Source organism: Flavobacterium gilvum (assembly GCF_001761465.1).
In the GTDB taxonomy this organism is placed as follows: domain Bacteria; phylum Bacteroidota; class Bacteroidia; order Flavobacteriales; family Flavobacteriaceae; genus Flavobacterium; species Flavobacterium gilvum.
On sequence record NZ_CP017479.1, the window covers coordinates 972,365 to 991,721 of the forward strand.

15 protein-coding genes and 1 tRNA gene are annotated in these 19,357 nt (G+C 32.1%); 11 read left to right on the forward strand and 5 right to left on the reverse strand.

All coding sequences use genetic code 11. From position 1 onward, the window contains the following. Positions 1 to 401 precede the first annotated feature (401 nt). Positions 402 to 472: transfer RNA gene (locus tag EM308_RS18010), tRNA-Cys, on the reverse strand. A gap of 84 nt (positions 473 to 556) precedes the next feature. Beyond that, positions 557 to 925 carry a dihydroneopterin aldolase gene (gene folB, locus EM308_RS04225; protein ID WP_035641470.1) on the reverse strand — a complete coding sequence of 123 codons (369 nt, stop codon included), beginning with the start codon at positions 923 to 925 and terminating at the stop codon, positions 557 to 559. A 196-nt stretch (positions 926 to 1,121) separates the two neighbouring features. On the opposite strand from folB, the gene EM308_RS04230 reads away from it, so the two are divergent. The 4 genes from EM308_RS04230 (at position 1,122) to EM308_RS04245 (ending at position 4,745) form a co-directional block, all read left to right on the forward strand. After that, complete coding sequence (locus EM308_RS04230; protein WP_035641473.1) at positions 1,122 to 3,218, forward strand: glutamine--tRNA ligase/YqeY domain fusion protein; 2,097 nt, start codon at positions 1,122 to 1,124, stop codon at positions 3,216 to 3,218. Positions 3,219 to 3,790: 572 nt separating this feature from the next. Beyond that, positions 3,791 to 4,126 carry a YtxH domain-containing protein gene (locus EM308_RS04235; protein ID WP_035639882.1) on the forward strand — a complete coding sequence of 112 codons (336 nt, stop codon included), beginning with the start codon at positions 3,791 to 3,793 and terminating at the stop codon, positions 4,124 to 4,126. Between the two features lie 11 nt (positions 4,127 to 4,137). Beyond that, complete coding sequence (locus EM308_RS04240; RefSeq protein WP_035639885.1) at positions 4,138 to 4,488, forward strand: hypothetical protein; 351 nt, start codon at positions 4,138 to 4,140, stop codon at positions 4,486 to 4,488. Between the two features lie 2 nt (positions 4,489 to 4,490). After that, positions 4,491 to 4,745, forward strand: coding sequence for a DUF6327 family protein (locus EM308_RS04245; protein WP_035639889.1), 255 nt, complete (start codon positions 4,491 to 4,493; stop codon positions 4,743 to 4,745). 30 nt (positions 4,746 to 4,775) lie between these two features. On the opposite strand, the gene EM308_RS04250 is transcribed toward EM308_RS04245, so the two are convergent. Beyond that, positions 4,776 to 5,762, reverse strand: coding sequence for an SPFH domain-containing protein (locus tag EM308_RS04250; protein WP_035639892.1), 987 nt, complete (start codon positions 5,760 to 5,762; stop codon positions 4,776 to 4,778). A 91-nt stretch (positions 5,763 to 5,853) separates the two neighbouring features. Then, complete coding sequence (gltX, locus tag EM308_RS04255) at positions 5,854 to 7,365, reverse strand: glutamate--tRNA ligase (protein WP_035639893.1); 1,512 nt, start codon at positions 7,363 to 7,365, stop codon at positions 5,854 to 5,856. 257 nt (positions 7,366 to 7,622) lie between these two features. Between gltX and EM308_RS04260 the strand changes: the two genes are divergently transcribed. The 6 genes from EM308_RS04260 (at position 7,623) to EM308_RS04285 (ending at position 17,703) form a co-directional block, all read left to right on the forward strand. Beyond that, positions 7,623 to 10,946, forward strand: a complete 3,324-nt coding sequence (locus EM308_RS04260) for a DUF4175 family protein (RefSeq protein WP_035639895.1) — start codon at positions 7,623 to 7,625, stop codon at positions 10,944 to 10,946. Next, on the forward strand, positions 10,943 to 11,362 hold the full coding sequence (ybeY, locus tag EM308_RS04265; RefSeq protein WP_035639898.1) for an rRNA maturation RNase YbeY: 420 nt from the start codon (positions 10,943 to 10,945) through the stop codon (positions 11,360 to 11,362). Before EM308_RS04260 ends, ybeY begins: the two co-directional genes overlap by 4 nt. Positions 11,363 to 11,548: 186 nt before the next feature. Continuing rightward, positions 11,549 to 13,420 carry a tRNA uridine-5-carboxymethylaminomethyl(34) synthesis enzyme MnmG gene (gene mnmG / locus EM308_RS04270; RefSeq protein ID WP_035639899.1) on the forward strand — a complete coding sequence of 624 codons (1,872 nt, stop codon included), beginning with the start codon at positions 11,549 to 11,551 and terminating at the stop codon, positions 13,418 to 13,420. Between the two features lie 266 nt (positions 13,421 to 13,686). Continuing rightward, positions 13,687 to 14,535, forward strand: a complete 849-nt coding sequence (locus tag EM308_RS04275) for a class I SAM-dependent methyltransferase (protein ID WP_035639901.1) — start codon at positions 13,687 to 13,689, stop codon at positions 14,533 to 14,535. A 246-nt stretch (positions 14,536 to 14,781) separates the two neighbouring features. Next, on the forward strand, positions 14,782 to 15,339 hold the full coding sequence (locus EM308_RS04280; RefSeq protein ID WP_035637662.1) for an OmpH family outer membrane protein: 558 nt from the start codon (positions 14,782 to 14,784) through the stop codon (positions 15,337 to 15,339). A gap of 84 nt (positions 15,340 to 15,423) precedes the next feature. Next, a complete protein-coding gene (locus tag EM308_RS04285; protein WP_035637660.1) occupies positions 15,424 to 17,703 on the forward strand; it encodes a helix-turn-helix domain-containing protein in 2,280 nt (759 codons plus the stop codon). 309 nt (positions 17,704 to 18,012) lie between these two features. Here EM308_RS04285 and EM308_RS04290 read toward each other — a convergent pair whose 3' ends face one another. After that, positions 18,013 to 18,234 carry a hypothetical protein gene (locus tag EM308_RS04290; protein ID WP_156101351.1) on the reverse strand — a complete coding sequence of 74 codons (222 nt, stop codon included), beginning with the start codon at positions 18,232 to 18,234 and terminating at the stop codon, positions 18,013 to 18,015. Between the two features lie 487 nt (positions 18,235 to 18,721). On the opposite strand from EM308_RS04290, the gene EM308_RS04295 reads away from it, so the two are divergent. Continuing rightward, positions 18,722 to 19,285, forward strand: coding sequence for a TetR/AcrR family transcriptional regulator (locus EM308_RS04295; RefSeq protein WP_051877798.1), 564 nt, complete (start codon positions 18,722 to 18,724; stop codon positions 19,283 to 19,285). Positions 19,286 to 19,357: the final 72 nt, after the last annotated feature.

Genomic DNA, 19,357 nt, shown 5'->3' on the forward strand with positions numbered 1-19,357 from the left:
AAATAAGAATACAAAAGGAACTTTTAGAGTTCCTTTTTTTATTTTAATTGTGAATGCTTCTTTTCTACTAATGATGTTTTTTCAACATTCCAATAATCCGCAAACTTGTCATTCCGAAGGAATCTCACCTTGCTACTCACATTGTTGAGATTTATTCGGAATGACAAAATTAAACATAAAAAAAAGAGATACATTTCTGTATCTCTCTTCTTGAGGTATCGTCTGGATTCGAACTATAATTTTATCTAATTTTTTCTAAAAATTAAACATAAAAAAAAAGAGATACATTTCTGTATCTCTCTTCTTGAGGCATCGTCCGGATTCGAACTATAATTTTATCTAATTTTTTCTAAAAATTAAACATAAAAAAAAAGAGATACATTTCTGTATCTCTCTTCTTGAGGCATCGTCCGGATTCGAACCGGAGTAGGAGCTTTTGCAGAGCCCAGCCTAGCCGCTCGGCCACGACGCCATTCTTTAACGGTTGGCAAAAGTAACTTAAAAATTTAAAGTTTAAAAGTTTAAAGTTAACTTTTTTCTATTTTTCTCTCAATTACTATAATTTGTAATAACGTTCTTCTTCCATTTCTATGGTAACAGCTTCTACATCACCACCTATAGGAGGATTTATTTTTGAAACGGCAATCTTTATTTTTGAAACAGTTTCTAATTCTGCAAGAGCTCTGTTGATAATTCTTTTAGCAACATGTTCGAGTAAATTGGAACGAATTGCCATTTCTTCAACCACAATTCTATTTAAATGGACATAATCTACGGTATCTTTTAAGTTATCTGATTCTGATGAAAGTTTCAAATTGGTTTTTATTTCCAAATCCACGCTGTAATCCGAGCCTATTTTTCCTTCTTCTATTAAACAGCCGTGGTATGAAAAAGTACGGATGTTTTTTAATCTTATTGTTCCCATTTTAGTAGTAATTAATTCGTGATTTGAATCCAAATTATTTAAACTTTATACGTTATAATAATCTTTTTTTGACTTCAAAACGTTGAATATTTATACAAATGTATTAAAAATTGACTAGTGTTTTTTCTTTAAAGTCTATTATCTTAATAGTCTATTATCTGTGTTCTATTTTTTATCTTTGCTAAAATTTTTAAAAATGGCATCAGAAGAGAAATCACTTCATTTTATTGAACAAATTATAGAAGACAGTTTAGCAAACGGTTTTCCACAAGATAAATTACGTTTTCGTTTTCCACCAGAACCTAATGGATATTTACACATAGGACACGCCAAATCAATTTGCCTTAATTTTGGTTTGGGTCTAAGGTATAATGCGCCTGTAAATCTGAGGTTTGACGATACCAATCCGGCCAAAGAAGAACAGGAATATGTAGATGCCATCAAAGAAGATTTGCAATGGTTGGGTTTTAATTGGGCAGAAGAGCGTTATGCTTCTGATTATTTTCAGCAACTGTACGATTGGGCTATTTTGTTAATTAAAAAAGGAAAAGCCTATGTAGACAGCCAGTCTTCTGAAGATATGGCTGCGCAAAAGGGAACACCCACACAACCTGGTGTAGATGGACCATATAGAAACCGTTCTATTGAGGAGAATTTAACTCTTTTTGAAGGAATGAAGAATGGTGATTTCCCAGAAGGGAGTCATGTTTTAAGAGCCAAAATTGATATGGCATCTTCTAATATGTTAATGCGTGATCCATTGATGTACAGAATATTACACCGTCATCATCACCGTACTGGAGACGAATGGAATATTTATCCAATGTATGATTTTGCACACGGAGAAAGTGATTATATCGAGCAAATTTCACACTCGATTTGCACTTTGGAATTTGTGATGCATCGTGAATTATACGATTGGTTTTTGGAACAAATATTAGATGAAAATAAAGTAAAACCAAATCAATATGAGTTCGCTCGTTTGAACCTGAATTATACGGTTATGAGTAAGCGAAAGCTGCTGCAATTGGTTCAGGAAAATATAGTTAACGGCTGGGATGATCCTAGAATGCCTACTATTTCTGGTTTAAGAAGACGTGGTTATACAGCTGCTTCTATTCGTAAATTTTGTGAGGTAATTGGGGTTGCAAAACGTGAAAATATTATTGATATTTCCCTTTTGGATTTTTGTTTAAGAGAAGATTTGAACAAAAATGCTCCAAGAGTTATGGCTGTTTTAGATCCTGTAAAAGTCGTTATTACCAATTATCCAGAAGGAGTAGAGGAGTGGCTTGAAGCCGAAAATAATCAGGAAGATGAATCGGCAGGATACAGAAAAGTACCCTTTTCTCGTGAATTATATATAGAAAGAGATGACTTTCTTGAGGTTGCTCCTGCTAAGTTTTTCCGTTTAAGTATTGGCAATGAAGTTCGACTAAAAAATGGTTATATCATTAAAGGAGAGAAAGTTGTAAAAGATAAAAAAGGAATTATTAGCGAAATTCACGTAACGTACGATACGGATTCTTTGAGCGGAAGTGGGAGTGAGGCTAGCAAACGTAAAGTAGCCGGAACATTGCATTGGGTTTCAATTTCACATGCTGTTGCCGCCGAAGTTCGTTTGTATGATCGCTTGTTTATTGATGAATCTCCAGATAGCCATAAAGAGAAAAGTTTCCTTGAATTTATGAATACTGCTTCGTTACAAATCGTAAAAGGTTTTGTAGAACCAAGCTTGTCTGAAGCTAAAATTGGAGATCATTTTCAGTTTCAACGTTTAGGTTATTTTGTTGTTGACAAAGATGCAACTGACTCAAAATTAGTATTTAACAAAACAGTTGGACTAAAAGATGCCTGGGAAGAAAAAGACAAAAAAGAGGCAAATTTGTTATTGAATACACAAAAAGAAATCAATAAATATGTAAAAGAAAATGACGATAAATCAGCTTCTTCTCTTTTAAATGGAATTGTTACCAATATTAAATCGATCAATAATTTTAGTCTTCTTTGTCAAACTTTGGTCAAAAATGTAAAGAATGATAATAACTCATTGTTGTTTGCCAATTTGATTTTGCATTTTTCAGATAAAGTAAAAGAGAATGATATTGATATTGCTGTTTTACAAAAATTGTATTCCATGTCTCTGAAAAGTCAAATGCCGGCAGTACGTATTTTTGTATTGTTAAATTTAAAAAGAGATTTGAATAATAATTCAGTTTTCGAAACACAGATTTCTGAATTAAGAAATATTGAGAAAAATGAAAAAGTTTTAGAGGTTCTAAATTCCATTTAAAAAATAAATTTTATCTATCAAAAGTGCTTTATATAAAGCACTTTTTTTATTATATATAATATTGATTATGATTAAATTTTAAATAATTATTTTTTATAAAAAACAGCTTTTATATTTTTATTATAAGCTAATATTTTAATTTGTTGATATGAATTCATTATTTTAAAATTTTAATTCAGTGTAAGCCTTTATTTGAAGTTTTTTATAAAAAATGGTCTCTTTTGAGTATTAAAAATTAATTATCATTCCTTTTTTTAAAATTACGATTGTCTTTTATTTTATATTATTTTTTATTATAATAATTTTAAAAATAATAATTTATAGTTATTATTTATTTTAAATATTAAAAAATAAAAAATAATAATTAAAATTGATTAAATTTAGCTTTAATAAATCAATTGTAAAGTATTTATTTTTGTTTTGTATGTTCTGATATTATTTTTAATTTTTAGTTTAAATAATGGCTTTAAATCCAATTATTCTTCAATAATTACCACTTTAACTGCTTGTTAACATTACTTTGTTCATAAAGTTGTAAATTTATAAGTAGTAACCTTAAAAATTTAAGTAATATGTCAAATAACACTGGAAATACAATTGTAGCCATTTTAGCAGGAGCTGCTGTAGGTGCAACTTTGGGAATTTTGTTTGCACCGGATAAAGGATCGAAAACCCGTGAAAAAATAAAAGATGGTTTGGATGAAGCCAAACATAATTTTCAGGACAAATACCACGAAGTGTCTGATAAATTGATTACGAAAGCTAAGGATTTAATTGGTAAAGACGATGTTGACGGTAATTATCAAAATATAGTTAACTCATTTAGTCATAAGACTGAAGATGCAATTTCATTTTTAGAAAATAAATTGGCTGATCTTAAATTAAAAAATGCTAAATTACAGAAGTAAAAACAGCATCTATGGCTTTTGATAATATAAAAGAAAACACAGATAACATTCAGGAGCAGGCTCACGATTATATTGAAAAATCGGCATCCTATTATAAATTATGGGGTTTCAAGGTAGCTATGAAATCAACGACAATGATTTTGAAGTTTTCTTTAATTTTGTTGTGTTTTTCAATGGTCTTGTTATTTGGTTCGGTAGGAGCGGCTCTCGCGATTGGTGTTTATTTTGGCAGTTATGCAATCGGTTTTTTATCTGTGGGCGGTTTTTATCTGATTATTACCATTCTTTTATCTTTTGTTAAGAGCAAAGTTGTAGAAGGACCAATATTAGAAAAATTTTCAGAAATCTTTTTTAATGATTAACTATGGAAAAAAAGAAATATTCATCCTATGCTGAGATTGAAAACGATTTGGAGATTTTAAAATTGGAGCGACAAATTAGTTATCAGAAATTGGTTCTCAATGTTCAAAGAACTAAGGATTCTATAACTCCTGAAAATATTGTCAGTGGTTTTTTGGAGCCTTATAAAATTAAGATCCCAAATTCATTACGTTTTATATTCAAAACGATTACTCCATACGTTATGAGTTATTTTTTAAATAGAAAAAGAGGCAATTAAGCCTCTTTTTTTATTGAATTTTATCACTTGTTATGATTGATCTTCTGTTGGATTTGTAGTATCCGAAGGATTATAATCTATCGATGTGCTATCTGATTTTTTAATCCTTTTTGGCTGTTTTTTCATTTCTTCTCCAATCATATTCGACGCTGTAAAACTGGTCACCATACCGTTTAGCATATCACTCGCGGCTTGTGGAGAGTTTGGTAACAAAATCAGGTTAGAATTTGTATCTGCACCAATTGCTTGTAATGTATCATAATGTTGCGTAATTACGATAAGGGCAGATGCTTCTTGTGAATTAATGCCAACATTGTTTAAAACTTCGACACTTTCTACCAATCCACGAGCTATTTCACGACGTTGATCGGCAATACCTTGTCCTTGCAGTTTTTTACTTTCAGCTTCGGCTTTGGCTTTGGCAACAATTCTAATTCTTTGTGCTTCCGATTCAAACATAGCTGCTGTTTTCTCTCTATCGGCTGCATTTATTCTGTTCATGGCATTTTTTACCTGAATATCTGGGTCAATATCAGTTACTAACGTATTGATAATATCATATCCATAAGTCATCATCGCTTCGTTTAATTCACGTTTCACACCAATTGCGATATCATCTTTTCTTTCGAATACATCGTCCAAAATTAGCTTTGGAACTTCGGCACGAACTACGTCAAAAACGTAGGCTGTAATCTGATCATGCGGATACTCCAATTTATAAAAGGCTTCATAAACATGCTCTTGAATTACTTTAAATTGTACAGAAACCTTCATTTTGATAAAAACATTGTCTTTGGTTTTTGTTTCAATCAAAACATCCAATTGTTGTATTCTTAAATTTACACGACCGGCAATTCTATCAATCAAAGGAATTTTAAATTGTAATCCCGAATTTCGAACACTTAGGAATTTTCCAAAACGTTCAATTATTATGCTCGTTTGTTGTTTTACCGTAAAAAACGAAGAAAGAAAAATAATCAACGCGAAGATGATTATAAAAATTAAGAAAGGACTCATAGTTTTAGTATTTAAGTTACTCTAAGTTATACGTAAGATTTTATTTAAAGTTACAAAATAAAAAATCCCGATGTGAATCGGGATTTTCGTTTTATAATGTTTCAATTGCTTTTTGGATTCTGGTAATTGTTTCTTGTTTTCCAATGACTTCGACAATGTCAAATAGGTGAGGGCCTTTGAGTGCTCCAACCAAACTTAAACGGAATGGTTGCATTACTTTTCCCATTCCAATTTCGTTTTTGGTCATCCAGTCTTTTACGATTGTTTCAATGTTAAGAGATGTAAAATCGCTAATTTCTTCGATTACCGATATTAATTCCTGCATCAAAGTTGGTGTTTCGGCTTTCCAGTTTTTACTTGCTTTTTCATCATAGCTTGTTGGAGCAGTAAAGAAGAAATCACTCATTTCCCAAAATTCGGATACAAAATGAGCTCTATCTTTTATTAGTGAAACAATTCTTGTCAATTCTGCTAAAGAATATTTTTCAGCAATATTCTTTTCAGCAAGAATTTTTAAGTATTCTTCTGCCAAAATTGTATCATCCGTTTTCATTAAATATTGATGATTGAACCATTTGTTTTTCTCAGGATCAAATTTTGCGCCAGATTTATGTACTCTTTTTAAGTCAAAAGCTGCTGTTAGTTCTTCCAAACTGAAAAGCTCTTTATCAGTTCCATCGTTCCAACCTAATAGTGCCAAGAAGTTTACAACGGTTTCTGGGAAGAATCCTTTTTCTCTGTATCCTGACGAAATTCCTTCTTCCGTTTTCCATTCCAATGGGAATACTGGGAATCCCATTTTATCCCCATCACGTTTGGATAATTTACCGTTTCCTATAGGTTTTAGTATTAATGGTAAATGCGCAAATTCTGGAGCTTCCCATCCAAATGCGCGGTACAACATAACGTGTAGCGGCATAGAAGGCAACCATTCTTCGCCACGAATTACGTGTGAAGTTTCCATTAAATGATCATCAACAATATTTGCTAAATGATAAGTTGGCATTCCATCACTTTTGAATAACACTTTATCATCCAAAAGACTGGCTTCAAATTTTACTTCTCCACGAATAATGTCCTGCAAATGCAATGTTTCATCAACCGGAGTTTTGAATCGGATTACATAATCTTCATTATTTGCTATTCTTTTGGCTGTTTCCTCTTTTGAAATAACCAAAGAAGTATCTAATTTTTCACGATTATGATGGTTATAAATAAATGTTTTACCTTCTGCTTCGTGTTGTTTTCTGTGAGCATCCAAGGCTTCGGCAGTATCAAATGCATAATAAGCATTATCTGATTCAATCAATTGATCTGCATATTGTTTGTAAAGATGTTTTCTTTCGCTTTGTCTGTATGGTCCAAATTTTTCATTTTTTCCAACCGTTTCTTCAGGTGAAATCCCCAACCATTCAAGGGATTCCATTATATATTCTTCGGCTCCTGGCACAAATCTATTTTGGTCAGTATCTTCTATTCGTAAATAAAAGGTTCCACCATTTTTCTTTGCAAATAAATAATTAAATAAAGCGGTACGTACGCCGCCAATATGTAAAGGTCCTGTAGGACTTGGTGCAAAACGCACACGAACTGGTTTAGACATTTTTGTAATTTTTTTGCAAATATACGATTTTCAGTTCGTCCATTTATTTAGTCTCAGATTCAAAAAAGAAATACCGCAAATTCGCAAATTATTAAGTGCGGTTTCTGATTTAATTTGCGAATTTGCGGTTAATTTTTTCACCTTATCTTTCTGATTTGGATTATTAAGTGATTTACTTTTTAATATTATGCTTTATTTATCTATCTGTAAACGTTAAAATTATTACTTTTATTGGTTATTAAATTAATATAGTAATTTTGGAAAAGTCAAATTCTATACATCAAAAGTTAGAAGCTTTTATAAAGAAGTATTATACAAATGAATTGATTCGGGGGATATTATTTTTTATTGGCCTCGGTTTAATTTATTTTCTATTTACGCTCTTTATAGAGTACTTTCTTTGGTTACAACCAAAGGGAAGAACTTTTTTGTTTTGGGGTTTCATAGCTGTGGAAGTCTTTTTATTACTACGTTTTATTCTTTTTCCAATATTCAAAATATTAAAATTTCAAAAAGGAATCGATTATACACAGGCTTCAATCATCATTGGAAATCATTTTTCAGAAGTAAATGATACTTTAACTAATTATTTACAGCTTGCAAAATCTGATTTTTCAGCGTATAATTCAGAACTTTTATTAGCATCTATTGAACAAAAAGCAAATGCTTTGCGACCAATTCCTTTTGGAAAAGCAATCGATTTTGGTACAAACAGAAAGTATTTGCCTTTGGCTATTTTGCCAATTGTACTTTTATTATTCTTTTTCATTTCTGGAAATAGTAATATTATTTCTCAGAGTTTCGATAGGGTAGTGCATTTCAATTCGGCATTTATTCCGCCGGCTCCATTCAAATTTGTTGTTCAAAATCAAAATTTGGTTACAGAGCAAGGAAAGGATTTTGTTTTAAAAATTAAATCCGAAGGTGCTGTGGTACCAGATAATGTGATGATTTTTCTTGGTGACGAAAGTTATTTCCTTGAGACAATTCGTCCCGGAGAATTTCAATTCAAGATTACTAAACCTATAAATAACGTTTCTTTTCATCTGGAGGCAAACAAAGTTGTTTCACCCGATTTTGAACTGAAAGTGGTGGCTGTTCCAACGATTTCAAATTTTGAGATGACCTTTGTTTATCCTTCTTATTTAAAATTAAAGAACACTGTTGTAAAAGGAACCGGCAATGGCATAATTCCTGAAGGAACTCAAGTTACTTGGCGAATGAATACTAATGCTACTCAAAAAGTGATCTTGATTAATGATTCTCAGACTTTTCCATTTGCTAAAAGTGAAAACACTTTTAATTTTTCAAAAAATATAGTTCAAAATACAGAATATCAAATAATTACATCAAATAAAGAAGTGAAAAACTTCGAAAAACTCAATTATCAGCTAAATGTTGTAAGGGATCAGTTTCCAACGATTAATATCACTAAAGCACCTGATAGTTTAGGGGTCGAAAGTTCTTATTTTGTTGGTCAAGTTGGAGATGATTATGGTTTGTCTAAGTTACAGATTGTGTATTATGAATCTGGAAAACCTACCAATGCCAAACGTGGAACAATCCTGGTTAAGCATGAAACTTTTGATCAATTTGTTTTTAATTTTCCAGGTAATCTTGATTTGGAAAAAGGTGTTAATTATGACTTTTATTTTGAGGTTTTTGATAATGATGCAATTCATCATTTCAAAAGTTCTCGCTCTACTGTTTTTTCAAGTAGAATTTTATCGGATGTAGAAAAACAAAATAACGCATTTCAGGAACAAAATAATGCTATAAATGGTTTGCAAAAAACATTATTTAAACAAGATAAACAGTTTTCAGAGATTGAAAAAATCCAACAAACGAATAAAGAAAAAGAAGGTTTAGATTTTAATGAACGCCAAAAGGTTAATAATTTCATTAAACAGCAACAACAACAGAATGAATTGATGAAGGAGTTTGCCAGCAAAATGAAAAACAATCTTGATAAATCTAATCCTCAGCAAAAGGATGAGACCAAAGAATTATTGCAAAAACGCCTTGAGAATACAGAAAAAGAATTAGATAAAAACAAAAAATTACTTGATGAACTTAATGAGTTAAACAATAAAATTCAGGATGAAAATTTTGAAGAAAAACTCGAACAATTTAAACAAAACAGTAAAAGTCAAAATAAGAATTTGGCACAATTAGTTGAGTTAACTAAGCGTTATTATGTAGAGAAAAAGGCCGAACAAATTGCTGATAAATTAGATAAATTATCTCAGAAAGAAGATAAGTTATCCGAGAATGAAAAAGAAAATTCTGCTCAAGAACAAAAGAAATTAACAGATGAATTTGAAAGTATCCAAGATGAATTAAAAAAATTGGATAAAGACAACGAAGATTTGAAATCTCCAATTGATATTCCGTCAGATTCAGACAAGGAAAAAAGTATCAAAGAGGATCTTAATAAAGCCAATTCTGAACTGCAAAATAACAATAAACCAAAGGCAAAACCAAGTCAAAAAAGTGCGTCCAAGAAGATGAAAGAAATGTCTAAGTCTATGAGTACCGCTTTGGAACAAGGTGGTAAAGATCAAATAGAGGAAGATGTTAAGATGTTGCGTCAGATATTAGATAATTTGTTGACCTATTCCTTTTCTCAGGAAGATGTTATGAATCAATTCAAGGCTACAAAATCAGGCTCTCCATCGTTTAGTAAATACATTCGAAATCAGCAAAATTTAAAAACGCAATTTAAGCATGTTGATGATAGTCTTTTTGCGTTGTCTTTGCGTCAACCTAAAATAGCCGAATCTGTTACAAAAGAAGTTGCCAATGTTCAATATAATATTGATAAATCGCTTGATAGTTTTACCGAATCGCAATGGCAAAGAGGTTTATTGCAACAGCAATATGCAATATCTTCTGCTAATAAATTAGCTGATTTATTAAGTGATTCTTTGAATAATATGCAAATGCAAATGTCTGGAAGCAGTAGTGGGGGCAAACCAAAATCAGGACAAGGTTCAGGTATGCAATTGCCTGATATTATTAAAAAGCAAGGTGAATTAAATGATAAAATGAAGCAAGGTATGAAACCCGGCAATAAACCTGGTGAAGGAAGTAAACTTGGCGATAGTCAAAACAAAGGTTCACAATCTGGCAAAGGCCAAGGTCAGAATGGAGACTCTGACGGCGATGGTGAAGGAGATGCTAAAGCCACAATGGACATTTACAAAGAGCAAAAACAATTGCGCGAAGCACTGCAGGAAGAGTTAAGTAAAAAAGGTTTGGGTAATAACGGCCAGAACGCTTTGGAACAAATGAAGCAATTAGAAAAACAATTATTGAATAAAGGTTTTAATAACGAAACGCTTCAGAGAACTAATAATATTAAGCAGGAATTGTTGAAATTAGAGACCGCCATTCGTTTACAAGGTGAAGACCCTAAACGCCAGTCTGAAACAAATACTAAGAGTTTTACTAATCAAGTGAGTCCTTTGCCTAAGTCACTTTCAGATTATTTGAATAGCATAGAAATATTAAATAGACAATCGTTACCTTTGCGCTCGAATTTTAATCAAAAAGTTCAAGTTTATTTTAATAACAAATGATCAATTTTAATTACGAATCAGATTTTATACTTGAAAACGAAGAAGCAATAGCTACTTGGTTAAGCGCTGTAATTGAATCTGAAAATAAATCTGAAGGAGAAATTAATTATATATTTTGTGATGACGAATATCTTCACAAGATAAATGTAGAATACCTTAATCATGATACCTTAACTGACATTATTAGTTTTGATTATACTATGGGTAATGAAATTGGTGGAGATATCTTTGTTTCTATTGAAAGAGTTTTGGATAACGCCAACGATTATAATACAAGTTTTGAAGAAGAATTAAAACGGGTATTGGTTCATGGGGTTTTGCATTACTGTGGTTATAAAGATAAATCTGATGAAGACGAAGCCTTGATGCGCAGTAAAGAAGATGAAAAAATAGCTATGTTTCACGTGGAACAATAGCTATAAACTTATCAAAATTATATAAAAAAATATTATGTTTCACGTGGAACATGCGTTTTTTTAAAAATAAATTAATAGTGATTCTTTAGGTGTTCCACGTGAAACATTTTTAAAAATGTTTCGAGAAATGTTTCACGTGGAACAAAAAAATAATAATTTCCCGTTTCTGGGAGAAATATAAAGACAATGTTTTTAGAAGAGTATGATGTAATTGTGGTGGGTGCGGGTCACGCTGGATGTGAGGCAGCGGCAGCGGCCGCAAATTTGGGATCCAAAACTTTGTTGGTAACGATGAGTTTGCAAAACATCGCACAGATGTCTTGTAATCCTGCAATGGGTGGGATTGCAAAAGGTCAAATTGTTCGGGAGATTGATGCGCTAGGTGGATACTCAGGAATTGTTTCTGATAGAACTGCTATTCAGTTCAAAATGTTGAACAAATCTAAGGGTCCTGCAATGTGGTCTCCGCGTGTTCAAAGTGACCGTATGCGTTTTGCCGAAGAATGGAGAATGATGTTGGAAGGAACTCCAAATCTTGATTTTTACCAAGAGATGGTCAAAGGATTAATAATTGAAGATGGAAAAATAAAAGGAATTAGAACTGCGTTGGGAGTGGAGATTCGTTCTAAATCTGTTGTTCTGACAAATGGAACTTTTTTGAACGGTTTGATTCATATTGGAGAAAAACAATTTGGAGGAGGTCGTGCTGGAGAAAGTGCTGCGTTTGGAATTACTGAAGATTTAATTCAAGCTGGTTTTGAAGCTGGTCGAATGAAAACCGGAACGCCTCCTCGTGTGGATGGAAGATCGTTGGATTATTCAAAAATGAATGAAGAAAAAGGAGATGCGAAACCAGATAAGTTTTCTTATTCTGATTTGACGAAACCTTTGGAGTTTCAAAAATCTTGTCACATGACGTACACTTCAAACGAAGTGCATAATATTTTGAGAGAAGGATTTGATCGTTCGCCAATGTTTAATGGAAGAATAAAAAGTATCGGTCCAAGATATTGTCCTTCGATTGAAGATAAAATTAATCGTTTTGCGGATAAAGAGCGCCATCAGCTTTTTGTTGAGCCAGAAGGTTGGAATACGTGTGAAGTTTATGTAAATGGATTTTCAACTTCGTTACCGGAGGATATTCAGTTTGAAGCTTTGCGTACAGTTGCAGGTTTTGAAAAGGTGAAATTCTTTCGTCCTGGTTATGCAATAGAATATGATTATTTTCCGCCAACACAATTGAAACATACTTTGGAAACAAAATTGGTTGAAGGATTGTATTTTGCGGGACAAATAAATGGAACGACCGGATATGAAGAAGCAGCTTCTCAAGGATTGATGGCAGGAATAAATGCGCATCTAAAAGTTCATGAGCAAGCGCCTTTGATTTTGAAAAGAGATGAAGCTTATATCGGAGTCTTGATCGATGACTTGATTACGAAAGGAACAGAAGAACCATATCGTATGTTTACATCTCGTGCTGAGTACAGAACTTTGCTTCGTCAGGATAATGCCGATTTTAGGTTGACACCGATGTCTTATGAAATAGGTTTGGCTTCTGAAGCACGTTTAAGACGAATGGAACGTAAATTGAAAGAATCAGAAAAAATGGTTGCTTTTTTTAGAGAGACCAGTGTTTCTATTGCTGAAACAAATCCTATTCTTGAAGCAAAAGAATCTGCTTTGATTAATCAAGGTGATAAAATGTTTAAAATATTTTCCAGACCTCAAATTGAGTTAGAGGATATTTTAAAATTTGAAAAAGTAAAAGAATATATTGATTCCAATGATTTGGATCAGGAAATTTTGGAACAAGCCGAAATTCAGGTTAAATATTCAGGTTATATTGAAAAGGAACGAAACAATGCTGATAAGTTAACTCGTTTGGAAGATGTGAAGATTCCTGAGGATTTTGATTATAATAAAATTAAATCAATGTCGATTGAAGCGAAACAAAAACTGAACAAAATTCGTCCAGTTACAATTTCTCAAGCTTCGAGAATAAGTGGAGTTTCTCCAAGTGATATTTCTGTGCTTTTGATTTATATGGGAAGGTGAGGATTAGATTTCAGATTGCAGAATTTAGATTTTTGATTTAAATCTGGAATTTTAAATCATTAATCTTAAATCAAAAATCATTTGTTCCACGTGAAACTACGCTCGAAAGCCTTGTATTTGTTAGAAAAGTGATATTTAAAAAAATAAGGAAAGGAACAATAAATGCTTTTATTTATTGTTCCTTTGTAAATTAATATAAAATTTAATGTGTAATTTTTGTTTTCATTTTAAAGTGAAAACTTAAAACAGAAGACCAAAAGCCCAAAATGGATATTAAAAACAAAAAGCATTTTTTAAAAGTAAAAGATTATTCTGTTTCCCAGGAAACTTTCGATTTATATCATGATGAAGATTTGGATATGTTGATCACGTATCCGCAACCAAGTTTGGATGTTTTAGGAAAATATTATGAAAGTGCCGATTATATTTCGCATACCGATTCCAAAAGATCAATTTTTGAAAAAGCCTATCATTTTGTAAAAAATATTGCTTTAAAAAATAAATTAAACTTGATCAATTCTTATCAGCCTTCAAAAGGGTTGATTTTGGATATTGGAGCCGGAACTGGTGAGTTTTTGTCTGTTGCACAAAAAGACGGTTGGAAAACGATAGGAGTAGAGCCTAGTGATAAAGCTAAATCTATTGCAAAAAGTAAAGGCGTTTCTTTTGTGGAAAAAACATCAGAATTGGAAAGTCATTCTTGTGATGTGATTTCGATGTGGCACGTTTTGGAACACGTTCCCAATTTAGAGGAACAAATCAAAGAATTAAAACGCTTGCTAAAACCTAATGGAACTTTGATTGTTGCTGTACCCAATTTCAAATCTTTTGATGCAAATCATTACGGAAATTTTTGGGCAGCTTATGATGTGCCAATTCATTTTTGGCATTTTTCTAAAAAAGCAATTGAATTACTTTTTCAGAAAGAAAATATGAAATTGGAAAAAGTGCTTCCTATGAAATTTGATTCGTTTTATGTGAGTTTGCTTTCGGAAAAATACAAAACTGGGAAAATGAATTATTTCAAAGCTGTTTACATCGGATTGCTGTCGAATTTAAAAGCGAGCAAAAAAATGGAGTATTCATCGCACATTTACATCCTTAAAAACAACTAAAACTTATTTTAAGCGATTTTAAGCTTGTTTTTTGGTTAGAAATAGGGAATAAGACCTTTTTTTTAAAAAAATCTAGTAGAAACCTTCTAATAAATTGGTTTTAAATAATCAAACACTATTGAATCTTAATACTAAATAAATTTTATTTATACATATAAAATAGCAGCATTTTTTAAACTTTTTGTCAATGCTATCTATTTTTTTATATTTTTGTCATCCATACTAAAAAAATTGAAACATACCAAAATGAAGAAAGTATTATTATTTATCGCAATTTCAATATCACTTGTTTCTTGTGATAAAAAAACAGAAGTAAAAACAAAAGAGTTTAAAACAGCTTATGTTGATACAGCAGAGCTGATGAAAGAATATACTGAGACTAAAGACTTAGAGGCTAAATATAAAGGTGTAGCTGCTGAAAAAGGTAGACAATTGGAAGCTGAAATCAATAGATTTAAACAAGAAGCTGCTAGTTTTCAAAGTAATGCTCAAGCTAATGGACAAGAATGGGCTCAGAAAAAAGGTGCTGAATTGCAACGTAGAGAACAACAATTGGCTCGTGCGCAACAAGGTTTACAAATGCAATTGCAACAAGAAAGCGGAAAAGAAATGGATTCTCTTGTAAAAGGAGTGAAAAAATTTATCAAAGATTACGGTAAAGAAAAAGGATATGATTATATCTACGGAACTGGTGACGCTGCTTCGGTATTGTATGCTCAAGATAAATATGATATTACTAAAGAAGTTGTAAAATTATTGAACGAAAAATACGCTTCTAAAGTTAAAGCAGCAGATAAACAATAATATTTTCTTTTTAAACCCATTATAAAACCTTCATCTTTAATTAGAGTGAAGGTTTTTTTTATTTCCATTTTAAAATTTTGTTACATGCAATCTATTTCCGAAGCCGCAGCATACGCACTCCGTTTCATCAACCAAACACATCAATCGGTTTTTCTAACAGGTAAGGCGGGAACGGGAAAAACTACACTTTTGCGTGAGATTATTGCAACAACTCATAAAAATACAGTTGTGGTGGCTCCAACCGGAATTGCCGCTTTGAATGCTGGTGGTGTTACGATTCATTCGATGTTTCAATTGCCTTTTGGGGGATTTATTCCTGACAATTCGGCTCCACAATTTTCTGATTCGATTAAGTTTGAAACCAAGGCTACTTTGCGTAGACATTTTAAAATGAGCGGTCAAAAACGGGCTGTAATCAAGAACATGGAATTGCTTATTATTGACGAAGTCAGTATGTTACGTGCAGATTTGCTGGATGCCATGGATTTTATGATGCAAACAGTTCGCAGGAAATCTTCCCCTTTTGGTGGTGTACAAGTTTTATTTATAGGAGATTTATTACAATTACCTCCAATTATCAGAGACGAAGAATGGCGTACACTACGCAATTATTACCGCGGAAAATTCTTTTTTCATGCACATGTGATTCAGCAGTATCCGCCTTTATATATTGAATTATCCAAAATCTATCGCCAAACGGATGATCGATTTATTTCGGTTTTGAATAATCTTCGAAATAATCAGATTACGAGAGAAGATATACAAACCTTGAATGAATTTGTAAATCCGGATTTTGATTTAAAAGTTAACAAAGGTTATATCACCTTGACCACTCATAATGCAAAAGCCGATGTGATGAATGCGCAATCGCTCGAGGATTTAGAAGGAAATCAAATGTCTTTTTTGCCAGCCATCACTGGAGATTTTCCGGAAAAAATTTATCCCATTGATCCTAATTTGCATTTGAAAGTTGGTGCACAAATCATGTTTGTGAAAAACGATTTGTCTTTTGAAAAAAACTATTTCAACGGAAAAATGGGAATTGTAAAAACAATGACCAGCAAAGAAATATGGGTGCATTTTCCTGATGAAGACAAAATGATTGAAGTTGAGAAGTACGAATGGCAAAATATTCGTTATAACGTAAACGAAATGACCAAGGAAATAGAGGAGGAGGTTTTGGGTAGTTTTGTGCATTACCCAATCAAATTGGCTTGGGCGATTACGGTGCATAAAAGTCAGGGTTTGACGTTTGACAAAGCTGTGCTCGATGTATCGCGCGTTTTTCTTCCAGGGCAGGCATATGTGGCTTTGTCGCGTTTGCGTTCCTTAAACGGGCTTATTTTGCTTTCTCCGATGCAAATGAATGGTATTTCCAACGATCAAGAAGTTATGGAATATGCAGAGAATAAAGCTTCGGATGAAGTTTTGGAAAATGCCTTAAAGAGGGAAACCAAAAATTTTATTCTCAACTATCTGAAAAACTGTTTCGATTGGAATGAATTGGCCCAAGAATGGCGAAACCATCAGTTCAGTTACAATGAAGAGGCCGAAAATTCACCAAAAGCCAAACACGCACTTTGGGCAAAAAATCAAGTAGGGGTCATTTGGCAATTGCTCGAACCGTCATCGAAATTCTTGGTTCAGTTGGATAAATTGTTCCACAACGAACAATTGGAACTCAATCATATTTCTGACCGAATCAATGCTGCATTCAATTATTTTATGGAGCCAATGGATAAGTTGGTGTATGAAATTCTGTGGAAAATTGAAGAAGCAAAACGACTCAAAAAAGCAAAGGGTTTTTATGAAGAATTGGTCCTGCTTGATGATTTGCAAACCAGGGCGGTACTCCAATTGATGAAAGCCAAATTAATGATAGAGGTTTTGGTGAAAGGGGAAACCATTTCGAAAGAGAAATTGACATCTGCTGAAATTAAACAATACAAAATCAATAAAGTAGAGCGCGTTTTCGAAGATTTTAAGAAAGCTAACATCACGCTTATTGATGACGAAAAAGACGCCGAGCGTTATACATCAAATTCAAAGAAAACCGGAAAAAAAGAACCCAAGAAATCAACTATTGAGGAAACGTATGAGTTATGGCTGGAAAAGAAAACAGTTCAGGAAATCGCCACAATCCGCAAGTTTACTCAGGAAACGATTTTGGGTCATTTAACAAAATTAATTCAGTCAAAAACAATCACAATCGACGAAGTTTTTGCTGAAGATAAATTACAAGCCCTCAGTGAGGCTTTTGAAGGTTACAAAGAAGAAACGGTTTCTCCTTTAAAAGAAAAATACGGCGACGAATTCACCTGGGAAGAGCTACGAATGTTCAAGGCAAGTTTGAATGTTAAATAAATCATTTGTTTACCAGTTACAAAAAGTGATTTAGGCAAAGTAATTATTGATAAGGTTTTCTCAGTTTTCTTAAAAAAACAATTTCTCGCAAAGGTACATAGGCATAAAGAAATACATTCTAAACTTAGCGCCTTTGCGTCTTAGCGTGAAAAATCAAGATTAACCTAGTGATATTGAAAGCAACGGAGTTTAAGTTTCGACAAATCTAAATTTGGTTTTACATAATTTTCTATCATAAAAAAAGCGGCTGAATATAGACATTCAGCCGCTTTTTTTGTGTTATTGTAGGTTCTTTACAAAAGATAATTTTTATTTGTGCGCGATACTTTGATGTTTTCTATTATAAAAAAGCAACGCGATAAAAACGATCATGTTTAAAATGATGATTAGGGAAACAATCGGATTGAAATTTAGGGCTTTTTCAAGATTTTCAGTTAATTTACTGATCGACATTAATACAAATGTTGAGATACTTACATAGGCATAGACTAAGTACAGTGATTCTTTTGTGGTAATTTGATCGTTTTTCATCTTTACTTTTTTTTTTAGTTTAATTTCAATAAATAGCTCCAAAAATGTTTTTTTTATTTACCTAAAAATTAGATATATATAAAATTATATTAAGTAAATTTCTATTAAAAAAAAATCAGCCAAAGTGCGTATTAATCCGATTAACAACAAGTATTAAATTATCATTAAATCAATAAACTTAGTTTGATAATTGGTAGAGGAAACTGTTGTGTATTATTGGGGTGAAAATTCAACGAGGAGTTACTTCAGTCTTCGCGATGACCAAACAGTAGGAGGAGGGTTAATTATTATAAATGCTCTAAGAATTGTGTAATTGTAAATACCTCTAGTTAAACACAACATTGTCATTCAGTTGGAATCACAGCAACTTGATTAACATTCTTTCAGAATGATAAAACAAAGCGATAGAAATAAGCCAAATATTAGATTTATTTGTTTTTAAAAAAGATTAATAGTAATTTTATTGACTGATTAATCAATTTATAAAATGGATAAGAAACAAGCAATTCTCGAAACAGCACTTAAACTCTTTGTTGACAATGGTTTTCATGGAACGGCTACGAGTAAAATAGCCTCATATTCTGGTGTGGCAACAGGTACTCTTTTTAATTATTTTAAAACAAAAGAAGAATTAATATTTGCTCTATACCATTTGATTAATAAAGAAATGGACGATTATATTGTTGAGAGAATGGGTTTCCTTTCTGTTTCCAAAGAGTCCTTTCAATTTGTTTTTTCTGCAGCAGTATCCTGGAGCCTCGAAAAACCATATCACTTTCGATATCTACAGCAATTCAATCATTCTCCTTTCTCTAAGGTTTCTGGATTAGCTGTTTTGAATAAAGAGGAAAATCCGGTTTGTGTATTAATACAAAACGGAATTGACGTTGTTCTTATAAAACAGTTACCAGTCTTATTTATCTACATGTTGTTTTGTTCGCAAACAAGTGGCTTGTATGATTATATTTCTTCAAATAAATTTGAAAGTGCTCAACAATCTGAGTTGATTGAAGAAGCTTTTGAAATGTTTTGGAAAATGATTGAAGATTAATTAAATACATTTAGACAGATTGGTCAGTTTATTACCATTAAGATATTAAGAAAATTAAGTCTAAAAATTTAA

Bases quoted from the DNA above. Each gene is read 5' to 3' on its own strand.
- folB (WP_035641470.1), bottom strand. From the start codon at position 925: ATGGGAACAATAAGATTAAAAAACATCCGTACTTTTTCATACCACGGC.
- EM308_RS04230 (WP_035641473.1), top strand. From the start codon at position 1,122: ATGGCATCAGAAGAGAAATCACTTCATTTTATTGAACAAATTATAGAA.
- EM308_RS04235 (WP_035639882.1), top strand. From the start codon at position 3,791: ATGTCAAATAACACTGGAAATACAATTGTAGCCATTTTAGCAGGAGCT.
- EM308_RS04240 (WP_035639885.1), top strand. From the start codon at position 4,138: ATGGCTTTTGATAATATAAAAGAAAACACAGATAACATTCAGGAGCAG.
- EM308_RS04245 (WP_035639889.1), top strand. From the start codon at position 4,491: ATGGAAAAAAAGAAATATTCATCCTATGCTGAGATTGAAAACGATTTG.
- EM308_RS04250 (WP_035639892.1), bottom strand. From the start codon at position 5,762: ATGAGTCCTTTCTTAATTTTTATAATCATCTTCGCGTTGATTATTTTT.
- gltX (WP_035639893.1), bottom strand. From the start codon at position 7,365: ATGTCTAAACCAGTTCGTGTGCGTTTTGCACCAAGTCCTACAGGACCT.
- ybeY (WP_035639898.1), top strand. From the start codon at position 10,943: ATGATCAATTTTAATTACGAATCAGATTTTATACTTGAAAACGAAGAA.
- mnmG (WP_035639899.1), top strand. From the start codon at position 11,549: ATGTTTTTAGAAGAGTATGATGTAATTGTGGTGGGTGCGGGTCACGCT.
- EM308_RS04275 (WP_035639901.1), top strand. From the start codon at position 13,687: ATGGATATTAAAAACAAAAAGCATTTTTTAAAAGTAAAAGATTATTCT.
- EM308_RS04280 (WP_035637662.1), top strand. From the start codon at position 14,782: ATGAAGAAAGTATTATTATTTATCGCAATTTCAATATCACTTGTTTCT.
- EM308_RS04285 (WP_035637660.1), top strand. From the start codon at position 15,424: ATGCAATCTATTTCCGAAGCCGCAGCATACGCACTCCGTTTCATCAAC.
- EM308_RS04290 (WP_156101351.1), bottom strand. From the start codon at position 18,234: ATGAAAAACGATCAAATTACCACAAAAGAATCACTGTACTTAGTCTAT.
- EM308_RS04295 (WP_051877798.1), top strand. From the start codon at position 18,722: ATGGATAAGAAACAAGCAATTCTCGAAACAGCACTTAAACTCTTTGTT.